Origin of the sequence: Salinicola salarius, assembly GCF_002179555.1 — a bacterium.
GTDB lineage: Bacteria > Pseudomonadota > Gammaproteobacteria > Pseudomonadales > Halomonadaceae > Salinicola > Salinicola salarius_A.
Genome location: NZ_NHOU01000055.1, coordinates 1 through 9494 on the forward strand (window position 1 = coordinate 1; position 9494 = coordinate 9494).

Below are 9494 nucleotides of genomic sequence, written 5' to 3' on the forward strand. Positions count from 1 at the left end.
CATGCCATCCGCAGCCACCTGAATAGTTACCAAATATCCACGCCCGGGTCCGGTATGCAGCCGGGCGCGTCCCGGGCGCCGCGTCCGCCAGCGCAGCTGGACGGACAGGGCTTGGGTGATCAGATATCCACCACGACCTTGCCGAAATGGCGGCCGCTCTCCTGGTAGCGGAAAGCCTCAGCAAGCTGCTCCAACGGGAAGCTGCGGTCGATCACCGGGTGGATGCCGGTCTGCTCCAGCGCCGCCACGTACTCCTGCTGCAGGCGCCGGCTGCCGACGATCAGGCCCTGCAGGCGTGCCTGCCTGGCCATCAATACGGCAGTCGGCACCTCGCCGCCTCGGCCGGTCAATACGCCGATCAGCGCGATATGACCGCCCACGCGCACCGCATGAATGGACTGTGCCAGCGTGCCCGGGCCGCCGACTTCCACGACGTGATCGACGCCGCGCCCGCCGGTGATCTCCAGCACCCGCTTGCCCCATTGCGGCGTGCGGCGGTAATTGATGAGGTGGTCGGCGCCGAGCGAGCGCAGACGTTCGAGCTTTTCATCCGACGAGGAGGTGGCAATCACGCTCGCGCCCATCGCTTTTGCGATTTGCAGCGCCGCCACCGAAACCCCGCCGCTACCCAGAACCAGCACGCTCTCGCCGGCCTTGAGCGGGCCGTCGGCCACCAGGGCGCGCCAGGCGGTCAGCCCGGCGGTGGTGATGGTCGCCGCCTCGGCGTGGCTCCAGCCGCGCGGCGCCAGGGTGAAGTCGGCGGCTGCGCGCACCGCGACTTCGGTGGCGTAGCCGTCGATGCCGTCGCCCGGCGTGCCCTGAAAGTTGCCGACCGCGGCGAACGGCAGGCCGTCGGTCCATTGCGGAAAGAAGCCGGAGACGACGTGGTCGCCGGGCTTGAACTCATTCACGCCTTCGCCCACCTCTTCGACGACGCCGGCGGCGTCGGATAGTAGTACCCGTCCGTCGGCGGCGGGGATGCCGCCGTTGGCGACCAGCAGATCGTGGAAGTTGAGCGAGCTGGCGTGCAGCTTCACACGGACCTGACCTGGACCAGGCTGGCCGGGGTCGGGGAGTTCGCGTAGTTCGAGGCAGTCCAGGCCGCCGGGGCTGCGTGTCACGATGGCTTTCATCTGGAATCTCCTGTTGCTTCGCGCGGGCCGCCTCGCCGGGAAGCGGCCCGCAACGGTTAGGCTGTTTCGCCTCAGGCGGCGGCCAGGCTCGCGCTGTCGATCACGAAGCGGTACTTCACGTCGCTCTTGAGCATGCGCTCGTAGGCGTCGTTGATCTGCTGGATGGCGATCATCTCGATCTCGGCGACGATGCCTTTCTCGGCGCAGAAGTCGAGCATCTCCTGGGTCTCGGCGATGCCGCCGATCAGCGAGCCGGCGATGCTGCGGCGCTTGAAGATGAGATTGGCGATGCTCGGCGACGGGTGCGGGTGCTCGGGTACGCCGACCAGGGTCATGGTGCCGTCGAGTTTGAGCAGGCCAGTGAAGGCGTCGAGGTCGTGGCTGGCTGCGACCGTGTTGAGGATGAAGTCGAAACTGTTGGCGTGCGCCGCCATCTCTTCAGCGTTACGCGAGACAATGACTTCGTCGGCGCCCAGTTCCAGCGCAGCGGCGCGCTTGCTCTCGCTGGTGGTGAAGGCCACGGTGTGTGCGCCCAGGGCATGTGCCAGCTTGATGCCCATGTGGCCAAGCCCGCCGATACCCACGATGCCCACTTTCTGGCCAGGACCGACCTTCCAGTGGCGCAACGGTGACCAGGTGGTGACGCCGGCGCACAACAGCGGCGCCACGGCGGCCAGTTGCGCCTCGGGGTGCGAAACCTTCAGGACGAAGTCGTCCTTAACTACGATCTGCTGCGAATAGCCGCCCAGGGTGTGGCCGGGCGCATCATGCGTCGGGCCATTGTAGGTGAAGACCTGGCCGTGCTCGCAATACTGCTCCAGGCCCGCGTCGCAGGCCGGGCAATGATGGCAACTGTCGACCAGGCAGCCGACGCCGACCGTGTCGCCGATCTTGAACTTGGTCACTGCACTGCCGATGGCCGAAACGTGGCCGACGATTTCGTGCCCGGGCACGCAGGGGTACAGCGTGTTGGCCCACTCGTTGCGGGCCTGGTGCAGGTCGGAATGGCAGACGCCGCAGTAGGCGATGTCGATCTTGACGTCGTGCGGCCCCGGCTCGCGGCGAACAATGTCGAGCGCCGCCAGCGGCGTGTCAGCGGCATGGGTGCCATAGGCTTTTACTGTCATGGTGTTTCTCCTCGTAGGCCTACCGTCGCTTAGGCGACGCTGGTGTGCAGGCGCACGTCGACGTTGCCGCGGGTGGCGTTCGAGTACGGGCAGACTTGGTGGGTGGTTTCCACCAGCTTCTGCGCGTCGGCTTCGCTCAGGCCCTGGACTTCCACATACAGGTCGATGTCCAGGCTGTAGCCGCCCTCGGCGTTCTGGCCGATGCCGACCTCGACCGAGGTCTTGGTGGCAGTAGGTGCCAGCTTCAGTTGCTTGGCCGCCACCGGCAGCGCGTTGTCGAAGCAGGCGGCGTAACCCATGGCAAACAGTTGCTCGGGGTTGACGCCAGCCTTGCCGGACCCCGGCATGGCCATATCCAGCGCGAGGCTGCCATCGTCCAGCGTGGTGCGGCCGGAACGGCCGCCGACGGCGGTGGCGCGGGTCTTGTAGAAAATCTTCATGGTATTCAGCTCCGTAGGTTTACGAAGGGCGGTGTGCTCCGCCCAGGAAAAAATCATTCGCTCAGCTGTGCCTCGACCGCTTTCTGCTTGTCGGCATAGGGCGCGCGCAGCGCCAGGCTGGAGGTCCCGTCCGGGCTCTGCATCACCACGGCCTTGGCGTGGCTGAAACGCCGGAACCCATGGATGCCGTGGTAGGCGCCGATGCCGGAAGGGCCGATACCGCCAAACGGCAGATCCTCGATAAAAGCGTGGATCAGCGTGTCGTTGATCACTGCTGCACCCGAGGTGGTGCGTTCGGTGAAGCGCTTTTGACGCGTTGCGTCGCTGCCGAAGTAGTACGCGGCCAGCGGACGCGGATGGGCATTGACGTAGTCGATGGCATGGTCAAGATCCGGGCAGTTCACCAGCGGCAGGACCGGCCCGAAGATTTCTTCCTGCATCACGCGCATCGTATCGTCGGGATCCAGTACAAGCGTCGGTGCCAGCAGGCGGGTCGCAGGATCGGCATCTGCTTCGCCGTCCGGTGCAAGACTGATGACGGTTGCTCCCTTGGCCTGGGCGTCATCGAGCAACACCTGCAGGCGCTGGAAGTGCCGATCGTTGACAACGGCGGTGTAATCGGTGTTGCTTCCCAAATCTGGATAAGTGGCCGCAACGAACGCGCGGGCGTGCTCGATGAACGCCTCGCGTGCGGACGGCGGCAGAAGCACATAATCGGGGGCGATGCAGATCTGCCCGGCGTTGAATGTCTTGGATGTGAGCACCCGCTCGGCCACTATCTTGATGTCGGCGTCCACGTCGACGAGCACGGGCGATTTGCCGCCAAGTTCCAGCGTTACCGGTACAAGGTTCTCGGACGCGGCGCGCATCACAAGACGCCCCACTGCCGTGCTGCCCGTGTAAATGAGATGGTCGAACGGTTGCGCGGTGAAGGCGGCGCCGACTTCGGCGTCTCCGAGCACGACGCCGAATTCGAGCGCATCGAAATAGCGCGGAATCTGCTCGGCCAGCAGATCGGAGGTGCGGGGCGTCAGTTCGGACGGCTTGAGCAGCGCGCGGTTGCCGGCGGCGAACACGCCTGCGAGTGGCCCGAACGAGAGGTTGATCGGGAAGTTCCAGGGGCTGATGATGCCTACTACACCGAGTGGCTGGTATTCCACGCGTGCCTGCACGCCCGGCATACCGGCGTCTTGCGCTTCGGGTCGCATCCAATGTTCGAGTTGCTCGCGCGCGTGGCGCATGCTCTTGATGGGCGCAAGCACATCGGTGGCCAGTGTCTGATAGGGGCTGCGGTGGCCATAATCGGCGCGAATGGCCGATTCCAGCTGCGCGCGGTTATCGGACAACAGGCGTTCGGCGCGAGCGAGCCGATCCCGCCGCTGTTCGGCGTCCGCCGGGCCATCGCTCAGGTGCGCCTGCTTCATCGCCGCGACGACGCCAGGCAGGCGCGTGATCAGATCGGATGTACTCATGAGGGTTTCCTAAGTTCGGTTAACGTTGAACGTCGCCCGTGGACGCGAAACGGCGGCCGGCGGTACCGTGCCGCCGGCCCGCTTGCATCAGAACGGCGCGTCGATGTCGACCACGTCGATCAGCTTGTGGTTGACGAACTCCTTGAGGCCCAGGCCGAGCAACTCTCGGCCGTAGCCAGAGCGGCGTACGCCGCCGAACGGCAGGTCGGCCTTGGCCATGGTCGGGTGGTTGACGAACACCATGCCGGTGGAGATGCGCTTGGCGACTTCGGCGCCATGTTTGGCGTCGGCGGTGAACACCGAGCCGCCCAGGCCGAACGGCGAGTCGTTGGCGATGGCGATCGCTTCTTCCTCGTCGTGGGCGCGGTAGACCAGCGATACCGGCCCGAAGAATTCCCAGTAGTAGGCCGGGTTGTCCGGAGTCAGGCCGGTGAGGATCGTCGGCTGCACGAAGGCACCTTGCGCCGGCACCTTGGGCCCCACCTCGGTCGCGGTCGCGCCGTGGGCGACGGCCTGGCGGATCTGTTCCTTGACGTCGTCGGCGGCCTTCTGCGAGGACAGCGGCGCCAGGGTGGTAGCGGGGTCGAACGGATCGCCCGCCTTGAGCCCGGCCACGCCCTCGGTGTAGCGGCGCAGGAACTCATCGTAGATGGCCTCGACCAGGATGATGCGCTTGGAGGACACGCAGACCTGGCCGGCGTTCCAGTGGCGGCCGAACACCGCCCACTTCACGGTCTTGTCCAGCTCGGCGTCGGCCAGCACCACGAAGGCGTCGGCGCCACCGAGTTCCAGCGTGGACTTCTTCAGCGCCTTGCCAGCCTGGGCGGCGACCACCGCGCCTGCGCCTTCCGAGCCGGTCAGCGCCACGCCGTGCACGCGCGGGTCGTTGAGGATGATCTCGATGTGGTGCCGCGCCGCATAGAGGTTCTTGAAGGCGCCCGCGGGCAGGCCTGCTTCGAGCATCAGCTTCTCGAAGGCATCCGCGCTCTGCGGCACGTTGGAGGCGTGCTTGAGCAGCAGCGTGTTGCCCGCGGCCAGTTGCGGGGCCAGGATGCGGGCGATCTGGTAGTAGGGGAAATTCCACGGCTCGATCGCCAGGATCACACCCAGCGGCTCGTGTACCAGCAACGCGTCGCCCTCGGCGGGATCGGCCACGGTCAGTTTCTCCGGTGCCAGCAGGGCCTCGGCGTTCTTCACGTAATACTCGAAGATGCGCGCGGAAAGTTCGACCTCGGCCAGTGCCTCGGCGGTGATCTTGCCCATCTCCAGGGTCAGCAGTTTCGCGTAGTCGCCAGCCTTGGCGCGCAGCAGGTCTGCGGCACGCTGCAGGATGGCACCGCGCTCGGTGAACGAGCGCTCGCGCCAGGACAGGAAGGCTTCGTGCGCAGCGGCGATGGCCTGTTCCACCTCGGCGTCGGTGGCGTCCGGGAAGGTCTTCAGGGTCTCGCCGGTGTAGGGGTTGATGGTGGCGTATGCCATGTTCGATGATTCCTTGTGACAGTGGATGGAGGAAGGCGTCACGGCCTGCAGAGCCGGAGCGCGGACGAGGAATTCAGCGCAGGGTGAAGCCGAGCGCGTTCAGGGCTTCGCGCAGGCGATGGCGGCCCATCAGCGCGCCGGGGCTGCCGATGCGTTGCACCGACACTTGCGACCAGGGCCGGTCGTCACGCTGCTGCTCCTGCTGGAAGCGGCGCATCAGCGGGTCGTAGTGCGCCACCGCGGCGGCCTCGCCGGCAGCGTCGTAGCGTTCGTGATGCAGCACCGCCGGCTGTGCCAGGCGCGGCTTGACTTCGGCCGGGCGGGCCGGATCGGGATGGCCCACGCACATGCCGAACACCACGAAACTGTCCTGCGGCAGCCCCAGTTCAGCGGCGACCTGCTCTGGATGGTTGCGCATGCCGCCGATGTAGACGATACCCAGCCCCAGGGCTTCGAAGGCGTTCGCCGCGTTCTGCGCGGCTAACGCGGTGTCGACCGCTCCGACGGTGTAGCTCTCCAGGTAATCGATACCGTCGGTCGCGGCACCCTGCGCGGCACCGAGTCGGCGCAGCCGCGACCAGTCGGCGACCCAGGCCAGAAACAGCGGTGCCTCGGCCACGTGGCGCTGACCGCCGGCCAACGCGGCCAGGCGGGCGCGCCGCGCGGGGTCGCGCACGGCGATCACGCTCCATGGCTGCAGGTTGGACGAACTGGAGGCTGATTGCGCGGCAGCGATGGCGAGTTGAAGTGCCTCGTCGTCGACCGGTTGATCGGTGTAGGCGCGCACTGATCGGTGCTCCAGCAGCGCGGCCAGCGCGGCGGGAACAGGGGGCAGCGGCAGGGCGGCGGCCTCGCCATAGCGGGCCTGCCATGCGGAGGCTGGGTCGATCTGATGGGAAGTCATTCCAGAATCCTGTGCGTGTTAGGGGACTCAGGCCGCAGGTGTCGCGCCGATGCCGTCAAGCAACAGCACGCGGTAGTCCGCGCCCTTGAACCGGTGCACCCGTGCTGCCTGGTAAGCGGGGCTGTGATACCAGGCGCGTGCGGCCTGCATGTCGGAAAAGCGCAGGATCACGCCGCCCTCGATCGCCGGTCCCTCCAGCACCTCGAAATCGCCATAGAACGCCAGCGGCGTCAGATCGTGTCCTTCGCGCGCGGCTGGAGCCTGCCTCGCATAGATGTCAAGTTCGGTGGCGTCGAGGGTGCGTTCGCGCAGGAAAACCACGTAAGCGGACATGTTCAATCTCCTCACAGAAGGGCGAGCAGCGCCTTGGCGGCGTCGGCGGACGAGGCAGGGTTCTGGCCGGTGACCAGAAGGCCGTCGGTCAGCACGTGGGACTGCCAGTCGCCGCCCTTGCTGTAATGACCGCCATTGGCCTTGAGCATGTCCTCGACCAGAAACGGCACCACATCGGTCAGGCCAACCGCAGCCTCCTCGCTGTTGCTGAAACCGGTCACCTGCTTGCCGGCGACCAGCGGCTTGCCGTCGGCATCCTTGACGTGGCGCAGCACGCCAGGTGCGTGGCAGACCGTTCCGACCGGCTTGTTCGCCTTGACCGCCGCTTCGATCAGACCGATCGAGACCGGGTCTTCAGCCAGGTCCCATAGCGGGCCGTGGCCGCCGGGATAGAACACTGCATCGAAGTCGCCGATGGCGACCTCGGCCAGCTTGCGGGTGTTGGCCAGGGCCTTGACCGCGTCAGCGTCGGCCAGGAAGCGACGGGTCGCCTCGGTCTGGGCGTCGGGTTCGTCGCTCTTGGGGTCGAGCGGCGGCTGGCCGCCCTTGGGCGAGGCCAGGGTCAGCTTCGCGCCGGCATCGAGGAAGGCATAGTAGGGGGCAGCCAGTTCCTCCAGCCAGAAGCCGGTTTTCCTGCCAGTGTTGCCGAGTTGGTCGTGCGAAGTGAGGATGACGAGAATATTGGCCATAGCGGCTCTCCTTTGGAGGTTCGAAGTGAAAGACTCAGGGGGTGCCGACTCGTACCACGACCTTGCCGAAGTGCCTGCCGGCGAGCAGGTCGATCAGCGCCTGGGGCGCATGTTCCAGGCCCTCGACGAAGTCTTCGCGGACCGAGACCTTGCCCTCGGCGACCCATGCGCCCATGTCGCGCTGAAACGCCGCGAAACCGTCGGCGTAGTGGTCGCCGATGATGAAACCCTGCAGCAGCAGGCGCTTGCGCAGAACCAGCCCCAGCATCATCGGCATGCGGTCCGGGCCAGGTGGCAGGTCGGTGTCGTTGTAGTGGGCGATCAGCCCGCACACCGGCACGCGGGCGCCGACGTTCAGTCGCGGCAGCACGGTGTCGAGCACCGTGCCGCCGACGTTCTCGTAGTAGACGTCGATACCCTGCGGCGTCGCGGTAGCCAGTTGTTCGGCAAAGTCGGGCGCGCGGTGGTCGAGGCAGACATCGAAGCCGAACGCTTCGCGCGCGTAGCGGCATTTTTCCGGCCCGCCGGCGATGCCGATGGCGCGCGCGCCCTTTAGCCGGGCAAGCTGCCCAACTACCGAGCCGACCGCGCCGATGGCGGAGGCGACGACCACAGTCTCGCCCGGCTGCGGCCGGCCGATGTTCAGCAGGCCGTGGTAGGCGGTGAAGCCGGGCATGCCGAGCACGCTCAGCGCCAGCGAAGGATTCGTGGTCCGGGAATCGAGCACGACCAGTCCACGACCGTCGGAAAGCGTATGGCTCTGCCAACCCGTGTCGCCGACGACCAGGTCGCCAACCTTGAATGCCGGGTCGTGCGAAACCTCCACCCGGCTCACCGCGCCGCCGGTCATCACCTCGCCTAGCGCTACGGGTGGAGCATAGGACGGAGCATCGCTCATTCGCCCCCGCATATACGGGTCGAGCGAGAGGTACAGCGTGCGCAGCAGGAGCTGGCCCTTGCCTGGCTCAGGCAGCGATTCCTGTTCCAGCCGGAAGTCGTCTGGCGTCGGCTCACCCGAGGGGCGTGAGGCAAGTACGATGCGGGTTTGCAGGATCGCAGTGGTCATCGCTGACTCCTGAAAAGGACGGCCGAAACGGACTCATGTGCGTGCGTGGAAGCAAAGTTTGTCATCTGATTGAATTAGACCGGTCGTATACAGTTTGGGCAAAAAAAAAAGCTACGAGGACTTTTTTCTGTCTGTCAGGCGCAGCGTCGAAGATGAGAAGACAGGCCTAGCAGGCCCTGCGTAGCAGCCAGCGCGGCCTCCATGGGTACACGGTCGCGCGTGAGCTTGGCGCGCAGGCTCGCGCCCAGCCACAACTGGTACAACGTGTTCGCCGTTGTGCTGGCATCCAGCTCAACCGGAAGCGAGCCGTCGCTGGCGCCATCCTCGATGGCGCTGGCCAAACGCGCGATCACTCGCGTGGTGCCCTGTTCAAGAACTAAACGCATCGCCTCGGAGAGGTCGCTGACCTCCGCAGCCAGCTTGACCGCCAGACACTTGCCCTTCGGGTCACAGGCTGCCTGGGTCTCCAGCCAGTACTCGAAATAGGCGATCAGTCGCTGTGCTGCGGAAAGATCAGGACGACTCAGCAGATTATCGAGCGAAGCCAGGTAATCGGCGAAGTAATCCTCCAGCAGCGCTTCGCCAAAGACCTCCTTGGAGCCGAAGTAATGGTAGAAGGAACCCTTCGGCACGCCGGAAGCCTGGAGAACCTCGTTCAGGCCCACGGCGCTGAAGCCCTTTCCCGCGATAATGATCCGGGCGGTATCGAGGATATGTTGGCGGACGTCGTTCGTGGCATTAGTCATGGTTTGTATCTTACCCTGAAACTAGACCGGTCGTCTACAATCATCGGGCAAGTTGATGATGACAGTTAAAAGCTATGTAACTATTCAGGTCACGCTGCCTGATCC

The 9494-nt window shown here is 65.7% G+C and carries 10 protein-coding genes; all 10 read right to left on the reverse strand.

Going from position 1 to position 9494, the window contains the following annotated elements; translation table 11 throughout:
• Positions 1-119: 119 nt before the first annotated feature.
• The gene (locus CCD76_RS18305; protein WP_023007052.1) at positions 120-1133 is read right to left on the reverse strand and encodes a zinc-dependent alcohol dehydrogenase family protein; all 1014 of its coding nucleotides are present in this window, start codon (positions 1131-1133) and stop codon (positions 120-122) included.
• A 71-nt stretch (positions 1134-1204) separates the two neighbouring features.
• A complete protein-coding gene (locus tag CCD76_RS18310; RefSeq protein ID WP_023102505.1) occupies positions 1205-2260 on the reverse strand; it encodes an NAD(P)-dependent alcohol dehydrogenase in 1056 nt (351 codons plus the stop codon).
• A 29-nt stretch (positions 2261-2289) separates the two neighbouring features.
• The gene (locus CCD76_RS18315) at positions 2290-2700 is read right to left on the reverse strand and encodes an organic hydroperoxide resistance protein (RefSeq protein ID WP_023007050.1); all 411 of its coding nucleotides are present in this window, start codon (positions 2698-2700) and stop codon (positions 2290-2292) included.
• A 53-nt stretch (positions 2701-2753) separates the two neighbouring features.
• Entirely contained in the window at positions 2754-4172 is a 1419-nt protein-coding gene (locus CCD76_RS18320) for a coniferyl aldehyde dehydrogenase (RefSeq protein ID WP_023007049.1), read from the reverse strand.
• An 87-nt stretch (positions 4173-4259) separates the two neighbouring features.
• Complete coding sequence (locus CCD76_RS18325) at positions 4260-5651, reverse strand: NAD-dependent succinate-semialdehyde dehydrogenase (RefSeq protein WP_058131069.1); 1392 nt, start codon at positions 5649-5651, stop codon at positions 4260-4262.
• Between the two features lie 73 nt (positions 5652-5724).
• Positions 5725-6555: a nitroreductase family protein gene (locus CCD76_RS18330; RefSeq protein WP_034030325.1), complete on the reverse strand. Its 831-nt coding sequence runs from the start codon at positions 6553-6555 to the stop codon at positions 5725-5727.
• Positions 6556-6582: 27 nt separating this feature from the next.
• Positions 6583-6888, reverse strand: a complete 306-nt coding sequence (locus CCD76_RS18335; RefSeq protein ID WP_023007046.1) for a DUF1330 domain-containing protein — start codon at positions 6886-6888, stop codon at positions 6583-6585.
• 11 nt (positions 6889-6899) lie between these two features.
• On the reverse strand, positions 6900-7577 hold the full coding sequence (locus CCD76_RS18340) for a type 1 glutamine amidotransferase domain-containing protein (protein ID WP_023007045.1): 678 nt from the start codon (positions 7575-7577) through the stop codon (positions 6900-6902).
• Positions 7578-7611: 34 nt separating this feature from the next.
• Positions 7612-8643: an NADP-dependent oxidoreductase gene (locus tag CCD76_RS18345; protein ID WP_023007044.1), complete on the reverse strand. Its 1032-nt coding sequence runs from the start codon at positions 8641-8643 to the stop codon at positions 7612-7614.
• Between the two features lie 134 nt (positions 8644-8777).
• A complete protein-coding gene (locus tag CCD76_RS18350; RefSeq protein ID WP_023007043.1) occupies positions 8778-9389 on the reverse strand; it encodes a TetR/AcrR family transcriptional regulator in 612 nt (203 codons plus the stop codon).
• Between the last annotated feature and the right edge of the window lie 105 nt (positions 9390-9494).